The organism is Streptomyces sp. NBC_01717 (assembly GCF_036248255.1).
GTDB lineage: Bacteria > Actinomycetota > Actinomycetes > Streptomycetales > Streptomycetaceae > Streptomyces.
The window spans coordinates 3389241-3407565 of sequence record NZ_CP109178.1 but is presented as its reverse complement, the minus strand read 5'-3'; the positions used below and the strand labels follow the sequence as shown (position 1 = coordinate 3407565).

At 70.0% G+C, this 18325-nt stretch carries 13 protein-coding genes; 6 read left to right on the top strand and 7 right to left on the bottom strand.

The genetic code is table 11. From position 1 onward, the window contains the following. Nucleotides 1-19 precede the first annotated feature (19 nt). The 4 genes from OHB49_RS15270 to OHB49_RS15255 form a co-directional block, all read right to left on the bottom strand. Entirely contained in the window at nt 20-3850 is a 3831-nt protein-coding gene (locus OHB49_RS15270; protein WP_329160865.1) for a multifunctional oxoglutarate decarboxylase/oxoglutarate dehydrogenase thiamine pyrophosphate-binding subunit/dihydrolipoyllysine-residue succinyltransferase subunit, read from the bottom strand. Nucleotides 3851-4109: 259 nt separating this feature from the next. After that, nucleotides 4110-5186 (bottom strand): HAMP domain-containing sensor histidine kinase, encoded by a 1077-nt coding sequence (locus OHB49_RS15265; RefSeq protein ID WP_313939174.1) that lies wholly within the window; start codon nt 5184-5186, stop codon nt 4110-4112. After that, a complete protein-coding gene (locus OHB49_RS15260) occupies nt 5183-5920 on the bottom strand; it encodes a response regulator transcription factor (RefSeq protein WP_006127534.1) in 738 nt (245 codons plus the stop codon). Before OHB49_RS15260 ends, OHB49_RS15265 begins: the two co-directional genes overlap by 4 nt. Before the next feature lie 235 nt (nt 5921-6155). Then, nucleotides 6156-6848 (bottom strand): spermidine synthase, encoded by a 693-nt coding sequence (locus tag OHB49_RS15255; RefSeq protein WP_329166484.1) that lies wholly within the window; start codon nt 6846-6848, stop codon nt 6156-6158. Nucleotides 6849-7546: 698 nt separating this feature from the next. On the opposite strand from OHB49_RS15255, the gene lon reads away from it, so the two are divergent. Beyond that, a complete protein-coding gene (gene lon, locus OHB49_RS15250; RefSeq protein ID WP_329160862.1) occupies nt 7547-9967 on the top strand; it encodes an endopeptidase La in 2421 nt (806 codons plus the stop codon). A gap of 132 nt (nt 9968-10099) precedes the next feature. Here the strand turns inward: lon and OHB49_RS15245 are convergent, their stop codons facing one another. Together OHB49_RS15245 and OHB49_RS15240 are read right to left on the bottom strand one after the other, a co-directional pair. Then, nucleotides 10100-10864, bottom strand: a complete 765-nt coding sequence (locus tag OHB49_RS15245; protein ID WP_329160859.1) for a polysaccharide deacetylase family protein — start codon at nt 10862-10864, stop codon at nt 10100-10102. A gap of 221 nt (nt 10865-11085) precedes the next feature. Next, a complete protein-coding gene (locus tag OHB49_RS15240; protein ID WP_329160857.1) occupies nt 11086-11934 on the bottom strand; it encodes a lysozyme in 849 nt (282 codons plus the stop codon). A gap of 224 nt (nt 11935-12158) precedes the next feature. Between OHB49_RS15240 and OHB49_RS15235 the strand changes: the two genes are divergently transcribed. Further along, the gene (locus tag OHB49_RS15235; RefSeq protein WP_382603272.1) at nt 12159-12656 is read left to right on the top strand and encodes a MarR family winged helix-turn-helix transcriptional regulator; all 498 of its coding nucleotides are present in this window, start codon (nt 12159-12161) and stop codon (nt 12654-12656) included. Between the two features lie 65 nt (nt 12657-12721). On the opposite strand, the gene OHB49_RS15230 is transcribed toward OHB49_RS15235, so the two are convergent. Then, the gene (locus tag OHB49_RS15230) at nt 12722-13507 is read right to left on the bottom strand and encodes a hypothetical protein (protein ID WP_329160856.1); all 786 of its coding nucleotides are present in this window, start codon (nt 13505-13507) and stop codon (nt 12722-12724) included. A gap of 364 nt (nt 13508-13871) precedes the next feature. On the opposite strand from OHB49_RS15230, the gene OHB49_RS15225 reads away from it, so the two are divergent. The 4 genes from OHB49_RS15225 to OHB49_RS15210 are packed head-to-tail and all read left to right on the top strand — an operon-like array spanning nt 13872 to nt 18289. After that, nucleotides 13872-16772, top strand: coding sequence for a sensor histidine kinase (locus OHB49_RS15225; RefSeq protein WP_030969911.1), 2901 nt, complete (start codon nt 13872-13874; stop codon nt 16770-16772). Next, a complete protein-coding gene (locus tag OHB49_RS15220) occupies nt 16769-17248 on the top strand; it encodes a roadblock/LC7 domain-containing protein (protein ID WP_030915812.1) in 480 nt (159 codons plus the stop codon). The genes OHB49_RS15225 and OHB49_RS15220 overlap by 4 nt, the downstream gene beginning before the upstream one ends. Then, nucleotides 17248-17658 carry a DUF742 domain-containing protein gene (locus OHB49_RS15215; protein ID WP_030969913.1) on the top strand — a complete coding sequence of 137 codons (411 nt, stop codon included), beginning with the start codon at nt 17248-17250 and terminating at the stop codon, nt 17656-17658. The genes OHB49_RS15220 and OHB49_RS15215 overlap by 1 nt, the downstream gene beginning before the upstream one ends. Then, nucleotides 17639-18289, top strand: a complete 651-nt coding sequence (locus OHB49_RS15210) for a GTP-binding protein (protein ID WP_030969916.1) — start codon at nt 17639-17641, stop codon at nt 18287-18289. Before OHB49_RS15215 ends, OHB49_RS15210 begins: the two co-directional genes overlap by 20 nt. The last annotated feature ends 36 nt before the right edge of the window (nt 18290-18325 follow it).

The window sequence follows — 18325 nt, the reverse complement described above, 5'->3', positions numbered from 1 at the left end:
CGGTTCGTACAGTCGCTGATCAGGCCTCGAAGACCTCGGCGACCAGCTGAGCCTGCTCCGCCTGGTGCCTCTTGGCCGAGCCGACCGCCGGGGACGAGCCGTGCGGCCGCGAGATGCGGCGCAGGCGCTCACCGTGCGGGACGTCGGCGCCGACGGCCAGGTCCAGGTGGTCGATCAGGTTCAGGGCGATGAACGGCCAGGCGCCCTGGTTGGCCGGCTCCTCCTGGGCCCACAGGTACTTCTCGGCGTTCGGGTACTTGGCGATCTCGGCCTGGAGCTCGGCACCCGGCAGCGGGTACAGGCGCTCCAGACGGATGATCGCCGTGTCCGTGACACCGCGCTTCTCGCGCTCGGCCTCAAGGTCGTAGTAGACCTTGCCGGCGCAGAAGACGACCTTGCGGACCGCGTTCGGGTCGACCGAGTCGTCGCCGATCACCGGGCGGAAGCCGCCGGTGGTGAACTCCTCCACCTTCGACGCCGCCGCCTTGAGGCGGAGCATCGACTTCGGGGTGAAGACGATCAGCGGCTTGTGGTGCGGGTTGTGCACCTGCCACCGCAGGAGGTGGAAGTAGTTCGACGGGAGGGTCGGCATCGCGACCGTCATGTTGTCCTGCGCGCACATCTGGAGGAAGCGCTCCGGGCGGGCGGACGAGTGGTCCGGGCCCTGGCCCTCGTAGCCGTGCGGCAGGAGCAGCGTGACGCCGGAGGTCTGGCCCCACTTCTGCTCGGCCGAGGAGATGAACTCGTCGACGACGGTCTGCGCGCCGTTGACGAAGTCACCGAACTGGGCCTCCCAGATGACCAGCGACTCCGGGCGGGCCAGCGAGTAGCCGTACTCGAAGCCCATCGCTGCGTACTCGGAGAGCAGCGAGTCGTAGACGTTGTAACGGGCCTGGTCGTCGGCGAGGTAGAGCAGCGGGGTGTAGTCCTCGCCGGTCACCTGGTCGACGAGGACCGCGTGACGCTGACCGAAGGTGCCGCGGCGGGTGTCCTGGCCGGCGAGCCGGACCGGAGTGCCCTCCATCAGCAGCGAACCGATGGCCAGGGTCTCGCCCATGCCCCAGTCGATCGTGCCGTTCTCCACCGAGGCGGCACGACGCTGCATCTGCGGCATCAGGCGCGGGTGGACCGTGATCCGCTCCGGGATGTTGACCTGGGACTCGGCGATCCGCTTCACGACCTCCTGGGAGACCGCGGTGGTGACGGCGACCGGGAACTCGGGCTGCGCGTCCGGGACATGGGTCTGAGCCGGAGCCGAGGTGGCTTCGCGGACCTCCGCGAAGACCTTCTCCAGTTGGCCCTGGAAGTCCTGGAGCGCCTGCTCGGCCTCTTCCAGCGTGATGTCGCCACGACCGATGAGCGACTCGGTGTACAGCTTGCGCACCGAGCGCTTCTTGTCGATCAGGGTGTACATCTGCGGGTTGGTGAACTCCGGGTTGTCGCCCTCGTTGTGACCGCGGCGGCGGTAGCAGATGAGGTCGATCACGACGTCCTTGTTGAACGCCTGGCGGAACTCGAAGGCGAGACGGGCCACCCGCACGACGGCCTCGGGGTCGTCGCCGTTGACGTGGATGATCGGCGCCTCGATCATGCGCGCCACGTCGGTGGCGTACATCGAGGAACGCGACGACTCCGGGGCGGCGGTGAAGCCGACCTGGTTGTTGATCACCACGTGCACGGTGCCGCCGGTGCGGTAACCACGCAGCTGCGACATGTTGAGCGTCTCGGCGACGACGCCCTGGCCCGCGAAGGCCGCGTCGCCGTGGAGCGCGACGGGCAGGACCGTGAAGTCCGTGCCGCCCTTGTTGATGATGTCCTGCTTGGCGCGGGCGATGCCCTCCAGGACCGGGTCGACCGCCTCCAGGTGCGAGGGGTTGGCGGCCAGCGAGACCTTGATCTGCTCGCCGTCCAGACCGGTGAAGGTGCCCTCGGCGCCCAGGTGGTACTTCACGTCGCCGGAGCCGTGCATCGACCGCGGGTCGAGGTTGCCCTCGAACTCCCGGAAGATCTGCGCGTACGACTTGCCGACGATGTTCGCCAGGACGTTCAGCCGGCCGCGGTGGGCCATGCCGACGACGACCTCGTCGAGGCGGGCCTCGGCGGCGGAGTCGATGACGGCGTCGAGCAGCGGGATGACGGACTCGCCGCCCTCCAGGGAGAACCGCTTCTGGCCGACGTACTTGGTCTGCAGGAACGTCTCGAACGCCTCGGCGGCGTTGAGGCGGCGCAGGATCCGCAGCTGCTCCTCGCGCTCCGGCTTCGGGCGCGGACGCTCCACCCGGTCCTGGAGCCACTTGCGCTGCTTCGGGTCCTGGATGTGCATGAACTCGATGCCGGTGGTGCGGCAGTACGACTCACGCAGCACACCGAGGATGTCGCGGAGCTTCATCATCGTCTTGCCGGCGAAACCGCCGACCGCGAAGTCCCGCTCCAGGTCCCACAGGGTGAGGCCGTGCTCGGTGATGTCCAGGTCGGGGTGCTTGCGCTGGCGGTACTCCAGCGGGTCGGTGTCGGCCATGACGTGACCGCGGACCCGGTAGGAGTGGATCAGCTCGAAGACCCGCGCGGCCTTGGTGACGTCGTCGTCGTGCGAGGCGTCGATGTCCTTGAGCCAGCGGACCGGCTCGTAGGGGATGCGCAGCGCCTTGAAGATCTCGTCGTAGAACTCGTTCTCGCCGAGCAGCAGCTGGGCCAGGATCCGCAGGAACTCGCCGGAGGCGGCGCCCTGGATGACCCGGTGGTCGTACGTCGAGGTCAGGGTCATGACCTTCGAGATGCCCAGCTTGTTCAGGGTGTCCTGGGAGGTGCCCTGGAACTCCGCCGGGTAGTCCATCGCGCCGACACCCATGATGAGGCCCTGACCGGGCATCAGGCGGGGCACCGAGTGGACGGTGCCGATGCCGCCGGGGTTGGTCAGCGAGGCGGTGACTCCGGTGAAGTCGTCCATGCCGAGCTTGCCGATGCGGGCGCGGCGGACGATGTCCTCGTACGCCTGCCAGAACTCGAAGAAGTTGAGCGTCTCGGCCTTCTTGATGGCCGCGACGACCAGCTGGCGGTCGCCGTTCGGCTTCACCAGGTCGATGGCCAGACCGAGGTTGACGTGCTCCGGCTTGACCAGCGTCGGCTTGCCGTCCTTCTCCGCGAAGGAGTAGTTCATCGACGGCATGGCCTTGAGGGCCTGCACCATCGCGTACCCGATGAGGTGCGTGAAGGAGATCTTCCCGCCGCGGGCGCGCTTGAGGTGGTTGTTGATGACGATGCGGTTGTCGAAGAGCAGCTTCACCGGAACGGCGCGGACGGACGTGGCCGTCGGCAGCTCCAGCGAGGCGTTCATGTTCTTCGCAACGGCGGCGGACGGACCGCGCAGCGTCACGTACTCGGGGCCCTCGCCCGCCGCGGTGGCCGGGGCCGCCTTGGCGGGGGCCTTGGCGGCCGGCGCGGCGGGTGCCGCGGGCGCGGCCTTCGCCGGAGCGGCCGGGGCAGCGGGTGCGGCAACCGCGGGCGCCGCCGGGGCGGCGGGTGCGGCGGCCGGAGCCGGAGCCTGGGCCACGGGCTGCGCAGGAGCGGCGTGGTCGGTCTGCGCCGGTGCGGTGGCAACCGGGGCCGGAGTTACCGCAGCCCCCGCGGCTGCGGCGCCGGGAACGGGCTTGTCCGCCGTGCCGGACGTACCCGGCTTGTAGTCGGCGAAGAAGTCCCACCAGGCGCGATCGACCGAATTGGGATCCTGGAGGTACTGCTGGTAGATCTCGTCGACGAGCCACTCATTGGGGCCGAAAGCGGCAGCCGGGTTTGCACCCGGGCTGGCTTGGTCGGTCGAGATGCTCGAGTTACTGGGGGACTGAGACGACACGGCGGCAACCGCCCTCTTCCGCTTCACAAGGTGATGGACAGCGGAAATCAAGGCTACGCCTCCTTGACCGTTCCATGCAGACCGGGCCGGTCTTCGTCGTGCAAGTCACATCAAAGAGCGGGTTTCGGCGCTGGAAATGGCGGGAAACAAGCGTGGTTCCGCTTCACTCCGGGTACGCGTGGCCGTGGCTACGGCCACGTGGACCATATCCCCTCGTGGGACGATGCGTAGAACGTGCCCTTCCGGTTCGGGCCCCGCGTCAACTGCGTGGTTGAGAGATCCCCGGAAGGGTGACCTGGATGCGGCAACCGCGAGCCGATTCGGCCACCCCGATGCGACCGCCGTGCAGATCCACGGCCCAACGGGCGATCGCCAGGCCCAGGCCCGTACCGCCGTCGCTGCCCGGACCGTGCGGGGACGCCACCTTGCCGCGGTTGAAACGCTCGAAGACCCGGTGCCGCTCGGACTCCGGAATGCCCGGACCCTCGTCCAGGACCTCGAGATCCAGCGACTCCGGCAGCGCGCCGCGCCGTGCCCGCACCGTGACCCGCCCGTGCGGCGGGCTGTGCTTGACCGCGTTGTCGATCAGATTGGCCACCACCTGGTGGAGCCGCTCCGCGTCCGCGTGCGCGGTCAGCTCGGGCGGCGACACGTCCAGATGCAGATGTACGTCCGTGCGGGTGTGGTTCCCGGAGCCGGAGGACAGCCGGCGGTGCGAGGCGGCGAGGTTCGCCTCCTTCAGCACGCCCGAGAGATACGGCCACACCTCGAAGCGGCGGGCCTTGAGGGTGACCACCCCGTTGTCCAGCCGGGACAGGTCCAGCAGCGTCTCCACCAGCCTGCCGAGCCGCTCCGTCTGTTTCAGCGCCGTACGCATGGTCTCCGGATCAGCGGCGGAGACCCCGTCCACGACGTTCTCGAGGACGGCTCTCAGCGCTGCGATGGGCGTGCGCAGCTCATGCGACACATTGGCCACCAGCTCCTTGCGGTGCAGGTCCACGGCCTCCAGATCGTCCGCCATGAGGTTGATCGTCTGGGCCAGGTCGCCGAGCTCGTCCCGCCGGTCCGCGCCCCGCACCCGTCGGGTGTAGTCGCCGTGCGAGATCGACCGGGCGACTCTCGTCATCTCGTCCAGCGGCGCCGTCAGCCCGTGAGCCACGAACTGGGTGATCAACAGCGTCGCGATCACCGAGAACACCGTGATGAACCGCAGCTCGGTCCTGGTGCGCACCGCCACCATCAGCAGCCCGGTCGTGATGAACACCGAGACCACGACCAGCGTGCCCAGCTTGGCCTTGATCGAGAAAGGGCGCAGTCCGGAGCCGAGCCGGGTCATGGCGCCGGGGTCTCCAGGGCGTAACCGACACCGTGCACGGTACGGATCCGCTCCGCACCGATCTTCCGGCGCAGCGCCTTGATGTGGCTGTCGACGGTACGGGTGCCGGAGGCGTCCGCCCAGTCCCAGACCTCCGCGAGCAGCTGCTCCCGGGAGAGCACCGCGCGCGGCGTGTTGGCCAGGCAGACCAGCAGGTCGAACTCGGTCGGCGTCAGGTGGACGTCCTCCGCGCGCACCCGGACCCGGCGCTGCGCGTGATCGATCTCCAGCTCGCCGAGGCGCAGGATGCCGCTGCGCGGCGTCACGGCGGCCAGTGCCGCGCGCTCGACCCGGCGCAGCAGGACATGCACCCGGGCCGCCAGTTCACGCATGGAGAACGGCTTGGTCATGTAGTCGTCGGCGCCGACACCGAGGCCGACCAGCATGTCGGTCTCGTCGTCCCGGGCGGTCAGCATCAGCACCGGCACCGGCCGCGCGGCCTGAACCCGGCGGCAGACCTCCAGGCCGTCGAAGCCCGGAAGCATGATGTCGAGCACCATCAGGTCGGGCTGCCAGGCCTCGGCCGCGTCGACGGCCGCGGGGCCGTCGAGCGCGGTCTGCACCAGAAAGCCCTCGGCCCGCAGGCGTGCGGAAATGGCGTCGACGATCGTCGCGTCGTCCTCGACCACCAGCACCCGGCGCTGCGCGCCCGGGGTGGCCGCGACACCGTTGTGGGTGGTGTGTGTCTGTTCCATCGCCCCGCCCCTGCCCGTTCTCGCGGGGGTCATTCCCCCGGACGCACGGTCTTCGCTTGTGAATTTTGTGGGTGATCCCGTTTGCCGCTCAGCAGCGTAAAGCCAGCAGGCTGTTCCCGGCTACGCAGGGTGTAACGGCACGGGAACGGGTTGGACGCAAGCAGGCGGCGGAGTGTCTGTCTTGTGGCGCTTGGCCCCCGGGCGTCCGGGGGCCCCGGATACCCGGAGGAGAACCTCAGTCGTCCCGAAGTGCGAGATGAACCACGTCGGGCACACCTCGGGCAACACGCACCTCCTCCGTCCTTACCCCAACGAATCCGGCATTCTTCAGGGCCTGTTCGAAGGCGGCGGACGGCTGCGCGGACCACACCGCCAGCACCCCACCCGGGTTGAGCCGTTCCCGGCAGTCCGCCAGCCCGGAAGCGGAGTAGAGACTTCCGTTGTCCTCGGTGACGATCCAGTCCGGTCCGTTGTCGATGTCCAGACACAACGCATCGTAACGGTCCGTAGTCGTACGCAGATATGTGACGAGGTCCGTCGCCAGGATCGTCGTCCGCGGATCGGTGAGCGCCGCGGCGGAGATCCGGGCCAGTGGCCCGTCCAGGTGCCAGTCGATGATCGCCTGCTCCCGTTCGACCACCGCGATTCGCCCCCAGCGCGGCTCGGCGGCGGCATGCGCCAGCGAGAAGCCGACCCCGAGCCCTCCGACGAGCACTGCCGGATCCGTCCGCCCGGCGGGCAGTGCGGCGAGTGCGGCATCGATCAGCAACCGTTCGGAGCGCCCGTCCGCGGTGTCCATCAGAAAGCACCCGTTGGCGATGATCTCGAAGTCGTCCCCCCGCTCCCGCAGGACGACCTCCCCGTACGGTCCCTCGCGGCGGTCGAGTGTGACGGGGCTGTGAGCGGTGCGGCGGTCGGCGGTCGGCATGTCCTCGGTCTCCGGTAGGCGGTGGATGGGGTCCCACCATCCTCGTCGGACGGCGCGGGAGGGGCCAAAATCGGTGGATCCGGGTGGGGCGCGAGGAGTCGAAGGGCAGGTGGCCCGCCCGCCGCTGTTGCACCGGCGCGCGGATGCCGGCGGTCGGCGAGGCGCCTTCGAGCCGTGCACCGCGAGGTATTCGGCTGCCGGCCGCGGCGCCAGGTCGTCGATGAGCGTGGTGAGGGGTGCCGGGTCCGTCGAAGGGGTGCGGCCGGTGGCCGCGGCGATGCGCATCTGCGCGGTCGGCTCGGCGTACAGGGCGCGCAGCAGGTCCAGGTCGGAGACGCCGGGAATGGCAGTGCCCCGCGGAATGCTGCCGTACAGGTAGGCGCTGTGCAGCTGCGTGGCGCCGAACGCATCGGTGATCCGGGAGCGGGCCGCCTCGACCACGGGGGCGAACGCCGCCGGTACGCGGCTCAGCGAGCCTTCATGTCTGATCGTCCCGTCCTCGGCCAGGCCCCTGTCGTCCACGCGTGTGTCACCCATGCGGGCACTCTCCCCCGTGCGTTAGGCGGGCCGCGAACGGATTTCGCAGGTGGCGGCGAGGCGGAAGGGGGATCGCTGAGAGCGAACACGGCCGCGGGAACATTAAGTCGCTCAGGAGCATTGAGCCTGCATAGCTCAACTTGAATGCCGAAGGGGAGATCATGGCTACTGAGCCCAACGCGGTCACTCCGCTGACCTTGCCAGTGCTGCCGCTCGACGACGAGGTCGTGCTGCCCGGAATGGTGGTTCCTCTCGACCTGTCCGACACCGATGTGCGGGCCGCCGTGGAGGCCGCGCAGGCAGCCGTCCGGCCGGGTGGCGGCAAGCCCGAGGTGCTGCTCGTGCCGCGGATCGACGGGACGTACACCGGAACGGGTGTGCTCGGTACCGTCGAGCAGGTCGGCCGGCTCTCCGACGGCGACCCCGGTGCGCTCATCCGCGGCCGTGACCGGGTGAGGATCGGCGCCGGGACCACCGGCCCCGGGGCAGCGCTCTGGGTGGAGGGGACACGCGTGGACGTGTCCGTCCCGGAGCCGCTTCCCGGTGCGGCCGCCGAGCTGGTCAAGGAGTACAAGGCCCTGGCCACCAGCTGGCTGAAGAAGCGCGGCGCCTGGCAGGTCGTGGACCGGGTCCAGCAGATCGACGACATCTCCGCGCTCGCCGACAACTCCGGTTACTCACCTTTCCTCACGACCACCCAGAAGGTGCAGCTCCTGGAGACCGCCGACGCGGTCGCCCGGCTGAAGCTCGCCATCCAGTGGCTCGGCGAACACCTCGCCGAACAGGACGTCGCCGAGTCCATCGCGAAGGATGTCCAGGAGGGCGTCGACAAGCAGCAGCGCGAGTTCCTGCTGCGGCGCCAGCTCGAAGCCGTACGCAAGGAACTGTCAGAGCTCAACGGCGACCCGGAGGACGAGTCCGACGACTACCGGGCGCGCGTCGAAGCCGCCGATCTTCCCGAGCACGTCCGTGAGGCCGCGCTCAAGGAGGTCGACAAGCTGGAGCGCTCGTCCGACCAGAGCCCCGAGGGTTCCTGGATCCGCACCTGGCTGGACACCGTCCTGGAGCTGCCGTGGAACGAGCGCACCGAGGACGCGTACGACATCCGCGCGGCCAAGGAGATCCTCGACGCCGAGCACGCCGGCCTGGAGGACGTGAAGGAGCGGATCACCGAGTACCTCGCCGTGCGCAAGCGCCGTGCCGACCGCGGTCTCGGGGTCGTCGGCGGGCGCCGCGGTGGTGCGGTGCTGGCCCTCGTCGGGCCTCCCGGCGTAGGCAAGACGTCCCTCGGCGAGAGCGTCGCGCACGCCATGGGACGCAAGTTCGTCCGTGTCGCGCTCGGCGGTGTGCGGGACGAGGCGGAGGTCCGCGGCCATCGGCGTACGTACGTCGGTGCGCTCCCCGGACGCATCGTCCGCGCCGTCAAGGAGGCCGGTTCCATGAACCCGGTCGTCCTGCTCGACGAGATCGACAAGGTCGGCTCCGACTTCCGCGGCGACCCGGCCGCGGCGCTCCTCGAAGTGCTCGACCCGGCGCAGAACCACACCTTCCGCGACCACTACCTGGAGGTCGAGCTCGACCTCAGCGACGTGGTCTTCCTGGCCACCGCCAACGTCCTGGAAGCCATCCCGGAGGCCCTGCTCGACCGCATGGAGCTGGTCAGGCTCGACGGCTACACCGAGGACGAGAAGGTCGTCATCGCCCGGGACCACCTGCTGCCGCGCCAGCTGGAGCGGGCCGGTCTGGAGAAGGGCGAGGTGACCCTCGAGGAGTCGGCGCTGCGCAAGCTGGCCGGCGAGTACACCCGCGAGGCGGGCGTACGAAACCTGGAGCGGGCCGTCGCCCGGCTGCTCCGCAAGGTCGCCGCGCAGCACGAGCTGGGCGACCGGGAGCTCCCGTTCACCGTCACCGACGAGGACCTGCGGGGTCTCGTCGGACGGCCGCACCACGTTCCCGAGTCCGCCCAGGACCCGGCCGAGCGCCGCACCGCGGTGCCGGGCGTGGCGACCGGACTCGCGGTGACCGGTGCCGGCGGCGACGTGCTGTTCGTGGAGGCGTCGCTGGCCGATCCGGAGACGGGTGCCGCCGGACTGACCCTGACCGGCCAGCTCGGCGACGTCATGAAGGAGTCCGCGCAGATCGCGCTCAGCTTCCTGCGGTCGCACGGCGCCGAACTGGAACTGCCCGTCGCCGACCTCAAGGACCGGGGAGCGCACATCCACTTCCCGGCGGGCGCGGTCCCCAAGGACGGCCCCAGCGCCGGTATCACGATGACGACGGCACTGGCCTCGCTGCTCTCGGGGCGGCTGGTCCGTACGGATGTGGCGATGACCGGCGAGGTGTCGCTGACCGGACGGGTACTGCCGATCGGCGGCCTGAAGCAGAAGCTGCTGGCCGCGCACCGCGCCGGAATCACCACCGTGGTGATCCCGAAGCGGAACGAGGCCGATCTGGACGACGTCCCGGCCGAGGTCCTCGACAAGCTGGAGGTCCACCCGGTGACGGATGTCCGTCAGGTGCTGGAGATCGCTCTCGCCCCGGCTTCGGCCAGGGCGGAGGAGAGGATCCCGGCCGCGGCGTGAGCGCCATGGCGTGACGGGCGTGGCATGACGTGCGCGGCCGGTCGGACGGCCCGTACCCCCGAGAGGGCGGTGCGGGCCGTTCCGCATGTCCCCGGTGTCCGCGGTCTCCAGGCAGCGGGTGGCGGTCCGTGCTCAGGGGCGGTAGACGGCGCCCGGCACGGGCTCGGAGGGGGCCATCAGCTGGGGGACCGTCACAAAGGTGTAGCCACGCTTCTTCAGTGCGTCGATGATGCCCGGCACCGCGGGCACGGTGCCCCTGTAGATGTCGTGCAGCAGGATGATGCCGTCCTTGCTCGCCTGGTCGAGTATCCGCTTCTTGATCAGCGCGGAGTCGGTCGTCGAGTAGTCCTTGGCGGTGGCGCTCCACAGGACCTGAGCGAGCCCGAGATCCTTGCTGATGCCGGAGACCGTGTCGTCGGTCCGGCCCTGCGGCGGACGCATCAGCCGCGGCTTCCTGCCGGTGATCTTCGCGATCGCGTCCTGCGTCTTCTCCAGCTCGGCACGTATCTCGGCGGGCTTCCGGTCCGTCAGGATCTCGTGCGACCAGGTGTGGTTGGCGACCTCGTGGCCCTCCGCCTGGAGGCGGCGCACGGTGTCGGGGTGCTTGAGCACGTGGTTCCTGCCCAGCAGGAAGAAGGTGGCGTGCACCTTCTTCTCCTTGAGGATGTCGAGGAGATGCGGGGTGTCCTCGCCCGGACCCGCGTCGAAGGTCAGCGCTATGCACTTCGCCCTGCGGCAGTCCACCGGGCCGAACGAGCCCTTGGCGTCGGAGGCCGCGTCCGCCCGTTGTGAGGCCGGGGCGGTGGTCGGCGTCGAGCAGCTGCTCAGCGTCAGGGCGAGCGCCGCCGCAAGAGCGGCGGCCAGGCCCGTACCGATCGACTTCTTCTTCCTGCGCAAGGCGGGTCACTCCCTCGTTGCTGAACGGCGCACACGGCGTGCGACAGGCGCGACTATACATACGGTGTATACGCCGAGTGCATAGCGGGTCGAGGGGTCCCGCCTACGGGATGAATTGCCTGGTCGGCACGGGCTGCCGGGCCCTGTCGGTGCGGTGGACGCGACTGGACCCCGGTGACGGGGTGCGTCACCGGGGCCCAGTGGGGCGCTGCGGGGCGGACTCAGCCGTTGGCGAGTGCCTGTACGCGGTCGAGGGCGCCGTTGAAGTGGTTGTGGTCGCCGACGTACGGGCCGGACGACGTGTACTGCCAGATGGTGTAGTAGCCCCAGCCGGCCGGGAGTTCACCGACGGTGGTGTTGTAGCGGGCCACCCAGAGCGGGTTGGTGGCGGCGAAGCCCGCGTTGTTGCCGGTGCAGGCCTGCCACCAGCTGGTCGCGGTGTAGATGACGGCGTCGCGGCCGGTGCGTGACTTGTACGTGTTCACGAAGTCGCGGATCCAGGAGACCATGGCGGCCGCGGTCTTGCCGTAGCACTGGTCGCCGTACGGGTTCCACTCGATGTCGAGGACGCCCGGCAGCGTCCTGCCGTCCTGCGACCAGCCGCCCCCGTGGTCCACGAAGTAGTTGGCCTGGGTGGCACCGCTCGTGGTGTCCGGGGTGGCGAAGTGGTACGCGCCCCGGATCATGCCGACGTTGTACGAGCCGTTGTACTGCTGGGCGAAGTAGGGGTTCGTGTAGTACGTGCCTTCGGTGGCCTTGGTGTAGGCCCACCGGACACCGCTGTTCCAGAGGGTCGCCCAGTCGACGTTGCCCTGGTGGCTGCTGACGTCCACGCCTTCGGTCTGCGCGGCGCGCGTGTCACGCGGCAGGCCGCCCTGACCGTCATGGGCGATGACGCCCATGCCCATCGTGGCCGACCCGCGAGCGGGTGTGGTGGTGGCGGTGGGGGAGTCGGCCGCAGTGGCCGCACCGGGCAGGGTGAGCAGAAGCGAGAGTGCTGCGAGAAGCGTTCCCAGCGCCGCGAAGCGTGAGCGGCGGGTCGTTCCGGATCCGGATCTGTGCACGGGCATTGCGTGCCTCCGAGGTCTCGGTGGGGGGATCTGCCGACCCAGGGGGCGGCTCGGCGCACCCCTGTGACATGTGATGGTGTGAACATGCCAGGAATGACGCTACGCACGTAGACCCGTGCGGCGGAAGGGGGCCTGGGCGCCGCCGTTGGTCTACGCCTGCGAAATACTGGCGGAGCTGCGGCGATGACCGGCGGTGAAAGAAACTTTCAGCGGCAGGAAAGCTCATGAGGGGTGTTGACGTGCACGGGAGCGAAAGCGGTAGTGAACCCGGCGCGACCGGGGAAACTGGTGTGGACCACGAATTCCTGGCACTGGAGCGGGAGTTGGCCGTCTTCCTGCGCCGGGCGCGGTCGAGCTCCGGCGAAATGGCGCGCGAGGTCCACCCCGACCTGGAGGCCGCGGCGTACGGACTCCTCGTGCAACTGGAGTCGGCGGGGCGGCAACGGGCCACCGATCTCGCGGCGTACTTCGGGGTCGGAAAGGCGACCATGAGCCGTCAACTGCGCGCCCTGGAGGACCTCGGACTGGTGGCGCGCGAACCCGATCCGGCCGACGGGCGGGCCTTCCTCGTTCATCTCACCGACGAGGGACTCGCGCGTTACCGCAGCGTCCGCGACGCCCGCCGCGAGCGGTACGTACGCAAGCTCGCCGACTGGGACCGGGCCGAGGTGGCGGAACTGGCCCGGCTGCTGCACCACTTGAACACCCGCGCCGAGGAATGACACGAGCCGGGTCCAACCTGGACCGGCCCGGCATCTGGCCCGGGCCGGCTCCGTACTCGGGTGACCTACAGCACCGCATAGACCGCCGTGGCGTCGTCGTGCGTCTTGCTGCGCCTCAGATACGTGCGCCCGGTGTCCGCGTCCTCCAGTGCCCTGACCCGGTCGATCAGCCCCCCTGCGCCCTCCTTGTGGAGCACCCCGAGGCAGGCCGCCCAGTCCCCTTCGCGGAACATCTCGGTCCAGCGGCTCGCCCCGTCCGTCAGTGCGGCCAGCGCCCGCACCCCGGCGCGCGGCGTCCGCCCGGTCACCGCGCGCGCCGCCACCGAGGGGTCGGCGGCGGCGGTGAAGAAGCCGCCCTCCTTGTTGCGCACCTGCGCGTCGGCGATCGCCTCGGTGGCCAGGGAGCCCGGTGGCAGCCGGTCGAGCCGGTCGTCGAGCAGTGCGCGTACCGAGCCGTCCGTCGACTCGAACAGCAGCACCGAGTCGGAGAGCACCAGGTGTTCGATCTCGCGTTCGTCCCAACGCGCCATCACGACGGTCGCCTGCGGTGTACGCACGTGAGAAAGGTCACAGGAGGAACGGTGCGTGTCGGCGGTGCGCCGGATGGACTCGGCGAGGACCTCCATGAGGGGCAGATCCCGCCGCGAACCCGACAGTTCGGCCAGGGAGCCGCCCAGTCGAGCGGTGAACCACGGGACGGAGTGCACACAACCGTCGTCCCCCTGCGGCGGAGTGACGCCGTCGAGCAGGACCAGCGTCCCGCCCTGGCCGGAAGCGGGAAGTGCGGTGGCCGCCCAGTCCTCGTTGGGGCGTTCGGGGCTACCGGGGACGGTGGCGAGTTCGATACGCATACGGCAAGTCTGCACGACGCCTTCACCGGCCCTGCACGAGCGCGGCGTTGGACAGTACGAGCAGGTCAGCCGCACCCCTTGAGCGGAAGGAATGGCTCCGGCGGCGTGCGGGCGGGCATCTTGCCAAAGCCTGCGCGGAAGTTCCAGCCCGCGGCCCGGGTGTGCACGGCGACGCGCGTGGGGAGACTTGTTCGTCAACTCTGGAGTGATGTTCACTCGTTCAGGTGGCGGAGCGGTCGATGCGCGCCCCCCTCTCAAAAGCACTGGAATGGTCAGAAGCCGTACCAGGCGGTCGGGGCGCCGTTCCATGTGACCGAGCGTCACCTCTGCTTCAAGGGTGGACGAGTCAAGATTGCGAGCACCGGTGCAGAAGAAGCGGCCTCGGAGCAAGGGCAGCAAGCGAAGCGGTTCCGGGGCGACACCTCTGCCGCCGGCCGAAGGTGAGCCCACCCGGCGCACCGTACGCGTACGCAGCCGGCTGGTCGCCGGCGTCGCGGTCGTCGGTATCACCGTCATCGCCGCGGGCGCGCCCGCGGCGCTCGGTGCCTCCTCCGAACTGAACGAGTCCCAGCGGTTGGTCACGCTCGCCGAGCTGAATCAGCAGGCGGTGGCGCTCGCGCACGCCCTCGCGGACGAGCGCGACGAGGTCACGGCCTACATCGCGAGCGGCCGGGACGAGAAGTCCGGCCCGAAGAGCGACGGACCCAGCAGCCGCAGCGCCCGCGTCGACCAGCAGGTCGACGAGATCCGCGGCACGGCCCCCGCCGCGCTGCGCCGCGACCTCTCCACGATCCCCTCGCTGCGCCGCACCGCGCTCACCGGCAAGGGCTCGGCGCTCGCGGCCCACCAGGCGTACTCCGAGGTCATCGCCAAGCTGCAGGACGTCGCCGACGAACTGGCCGAGAAGACCCCGCCGCGCGCATCCGAGGCCACTCGTGCGCCCCTTGCCCTGGGCCAGGCGGCCGAGCAGGCCTCCGCCACCCGCGGGCTGTTGGTCGCCGCCCTGTCGGTGCCCCGCGAAGTGGCCACCACCCCGCAGATCGACCCGTACACCGGGCTGCCCGTGCAGACCCAGGACGAGGGCCCGAGCGAGGACGACCGCAACCGTGACGAGCTGAGTGCCGCCGCCCAGCAGGCCAGGGTCCGCGAACTCGCCGCGCTCGCCGACTTCGACCAGGCCGCGGGCTCCACAGCTCGCGAGAAGCTCTCCTCCACGGTCACCGGGCCCGAGGTCAACAACGCGGAGAAATACCTCGCCGCGCTCACCGACCGCCCCGAGCTGTCGGACTCCGACCAGCAGGTCAACCGGCAGAAGGTCGGGGCGGCACTCTCCGCCCGCATCGACCGGATGCGCAGCGTCGAGTCCGCACTCGGCACCGCCCGCATCCAGCGACTGGAGCAGCTGCGCGACGACGACGTCACCGCGCTCGAACTGCACATCGCGCTGCTCGGCGGCTGTCTGCTGATCGCCGTCGGCGTCTCCACCGCCGTGGCCCGCACGCTCACCCAGCCGCTCGCCGTCCTGCGGATCGGCGCCGCCCGCCTCGCCGCGGAGCCCGGCACCGCCGAGCCGGTCCGCTACACCGGCCGCAACGACGAGTTCGCCCAGGTCGTACGGAACCTCAACGTTCTCCACGGCAAGCTGCAGGGACTGCTCCACGAGTTCAACGGCCGGTTCGCGAACCTGGAGAAGGAGCGCGGCGAGCTCGTCGCCGGACACGAGGCCCTGTCCCTCCAGCGCGCCGAACTCCAGGTCCGCACGGCCGACCTGGCCGCCCAGCTGGAGCGGCTGAAGAACACGGTCCACCACACCTTCGTCAACCTCTCGCTCCGCACTCTCGGCCTCGTCGAACGCCAGCTCGGCGTCATCGAGAGCCTGGAGGAGCGTGAGCAGGACCCGGAGCGGCTCGCCACCCTTTTCAAGCTCGACCACATGGCCACGGTCATGCGCCGCCACAGCGAGAACATGCTGGTTCTCGCGGGCGCCGAGCACGGTCACGGGCACTCCGGCCCGATCCCGCTGGTCGACGTCCTGCGGGCGGCCGTCAGCGAGATCGAGCGGTACGAGCGGGTCACCATCCAGTCGCTGCCGCCGCACGCCCAGGTCGCCGGCTTCGCCGCCGACGACCTCAGCCACCTGGTCGCCGAACTCCTGGAGAACGCGACCTCCTTCTCGCCGCCCGACTCCCATGTCCAGCTCTCCGGCTGGCTGCTGGAGTCCGGTGAGGTGATGCTCTCCGTTCAGGACGAGGGCATCGGGATGTCGTCCGTACGGATGGGCGAGCTCAACGCCCGGCTCGCCGACCCGGCCTCGTTCGAGGCGGGCCGGCAGAGCGCGGACGGAGCGGGCCTCGGACTCCAGGTGACGTCGCTGCTGGCGGGGCGCCACGGGGTCCGGGTCCAGCTGCGCGAGCAGAAGGGCAGCGGCGTGACGGCGGTCGTCGTGCTGCCGCAGGCGCTGCTGCCGAAGGCGCCGCCGACCGCCACCCCGCCGCCGGTGCGGGTGCCGGGGGACGCGCCCGCGCTGAACCTGCCGGGATCGGTCGCCGAGGCCAACTCCAACTCCCTGCCGGGCCGGACACTCGCGCTGCCAGGCGACCCGCTGATCGCCGCGGCCGAGCAGACGATCCGCGACGCGGGAGCGGAGTCCGGCGCCGAGCCGGTGCCCGCGCCCGAACCGGTCGCAACCGAGCCGCCTGCACCTGAGCCGCTCGCCGCCGAGACCGAGGCCGAGACCACGATGCAGTTCCGGCTGCCCGAGGTCCCGGAGGTCCTGCCGGCCCCGGCGGCGTCCGGCCCGTACGCCATCGGCCCCGACCGCCACGAGCGCACCGCGGACGAGAGCCAGGAGCCCTTCACCGCTCCGGTCCCGGCCGTCACCACCGTCGCAGAGGCCTTTCCCGGCCCCCGGCAGCCGGAACCACAGCAGCAGCCGCAGGGCGAACGCATCACCGACAAGGGGCTGCCCAAGCGCACCCCCAAGGTTGTGAAGCCCGCAGCCGCCCCCGCCACCGAGCGCAAGGGCAGCCTGGACAAGGAAGCGCTGCGCCGTCGCCTCGGCGGCTTCCACCAGGGCGCGAAGGACGGCCGCCGCGATGTCGAGGCGGAGATCGCCGAAGGCGCCGGCAGTGCCGTCGGCGCCGGCCCTGCCCTCGGCGTCGACCGGAGCGAACGCACCGCACAGACCGACCGCACCGAGCTGGCAGACCGTCCCGGCGGTCGAACCGATGACACGGGGGACACAGTCGAGGAGGCACGCAGTTGACTGCGCCCAGCACATTCGGGCTGAGTACCGAGGCCCGGAACCTTCACTGGTTGCTGAGCAATCTCGTCGAGGAGGTGCCAGGGGTCCACTCGGTCACGGTCGTCTCGTCCGACGGACTGATGCTGCTCTCCTCCGACCCGGGCCACCACGCAGCCAGAGCGACCGGCCGGCAGGACGGCCCCAGGGGTTCCAGCGCCGACCTTGCGACCATCGTCTCCGGCATCGGCTCCCTCACGATCGGTGCCGCGAAGCTGATGGACAGCGGTGGCGTCAAGCAGACCATGGTCGCCATGGACGAGGGCAGCGTCTTCGTCATGTCGATCAGTGACGGATCCCTGCTCGGCGTACATGCCACCCCCGATTGCGACATGAGCGTCATCGCTTACCACATGGCGCTCTTCGTCGGCCGTGCCGGACACGTACTCACCCCCGAACTCCGCAGTGAACTGCGCAAATCGATGGAGAGCGCCCAGTGATGCCCGCTGCTGAACCCGCCCGCAGGCTCCCCGTCCGCGGTTCCGACCGACGGCCTGCCCGGGTCCGCCCGTACTCGCTCACCGGCGGCCGCACCCGCTTCGGTCACGTCCTCCTCGTCGAGACGTTCGTGGCCGCGCTCGAAGCGCCCGAGGAGCGCCGCGAGCTCACCAACGGCAACCTCACCACGCGCGTGATGCCGGAGCTCCAGGCCATTGTCGAAATCTGCCGCCGCATGCGTACGGTCGCGGAGATCTCGGCCCTGTTGAAGATGCCGCTCGGCGTGGTCCGAGTGCTGCTCAGCGACTTGGCCGACCAGGGAAAGATTCGTGTGTACGGGACCGGTCACGGCACCGGCCAGCCCGACCGCGCACTGCTCGAAAGGGTGCTGAATGGACTCCGCCGTCTCTGACTCGCTGCTGTCCGCCCCGCGTCAGCCGGGACCGGAGGGCCAGACCGAAGAGTCACTGCAGGCATGGCAGCTGGACCACACCAGGGCCCCCATAGCCACGAAGATAGTGGTCGCGGGCGGGTTCGGCGTCGGCAAGACGACCTTCGTGGGATCGGTCTCAGAGATCACTCCGCTGCAGACCGAAGCGTTGATGACCCAGGCCAGCGAGGAGACCGACGATCTCACCGCGACGCCCGACAAGGTCACCACGACCGTCGCGATGGACTTCGGCCGGCTCACCCTCGACGACGACCTCGTGCTGTACGTGTTCGGCACGCCCGGACAGCAGCGCTTCTGGTTCATGTGGGACGACCTGGTGCGCGGCGCGATCGGAGCGGTCGTGCTCGCCGACACCCGGCGGCTCTCCGACTGCTTTCCCGCGCTCGACTACTTCGAGAGCTGCGGACTTCCGTACATCGTGGCCGTCAACCACTTCGAGGGAACCCCCGGATTCGAGCCCGAGGACGTCAGGGAGGCCCTGACCATACCCCTGCACGTACCTGTTGTGATCATGGACGCGCGTAACAGGATCACGGTCGTCGAGTCGCTGCTGGCCCTCGTGGGCCACGCTCTTGACGCCACACCCGCGTAGACACAACACGCGCACGTACACGTACACGTAACGGAG

Coding starts and splice junctions, on each gene's coding strand:
- OHB49_RS15215 (WP_030969913.1), top strand. CDS start 17,248: ATGCCCGCTGCTGAACCCGCCCGCAGGCTCCCCGTCCGCGGTTCCGAC.
- OHB49_RS15235 (WP_382603272.1), top strand. CDS start 12,159: ATGAGGGGTGTTGACGTGCACGGGAGCGAAAGCGGTAGTGAACCCGGC.
- OHB49_RS15210 (WP_030969916.1), top strand. CDS start 17,639: ATGGACTCCGCCGTCTCTGACTCGCTGCTGTCCGCCCCGCGTCAGCCG.
- OHB49_RS15255 (WP_329166484.1), bottom strand. CDS start 6,848: ATGCCGACCGCCGACCGCCGCACCGCTCACAGCCCCGTCACACTCGAC.
- OHB49_RS15240 (WP_329160857.1), bottom strand. CDS start 11,934: ATGCCCGTGCACAGATCCGGATCCGGAACGACCCGCCGCTCACGCTTC.
- lon (WP_329160862.1), top strand. CDS start 7,547: ATGGCTACTGAGCCCAACGCGGTCACTCCGCTGACCTTGCCAGTGCTG.
- OHB49_RS15230 (WP_329160856.1), bottom strand. CDS start 13,507: ATGCGTATCGAACTCGCCACCGTCCCCGGTAGCCCCGAACGCCCCAAC.
- OHB49_RS15260 (WP_006127534.1), bottom strand. CDS start 5,920: ATGGAACAGACACACACCACCCACAACGGTGTCGCGGCCACCCCGGGC.
- OHB49_RS15265 (WP_313939174.1), bottom strand. CDS start 5,186: ATGACCCGGCTCGGCTCCGGACTGCGCCCTTTCTCGATCAAGGCCAAG.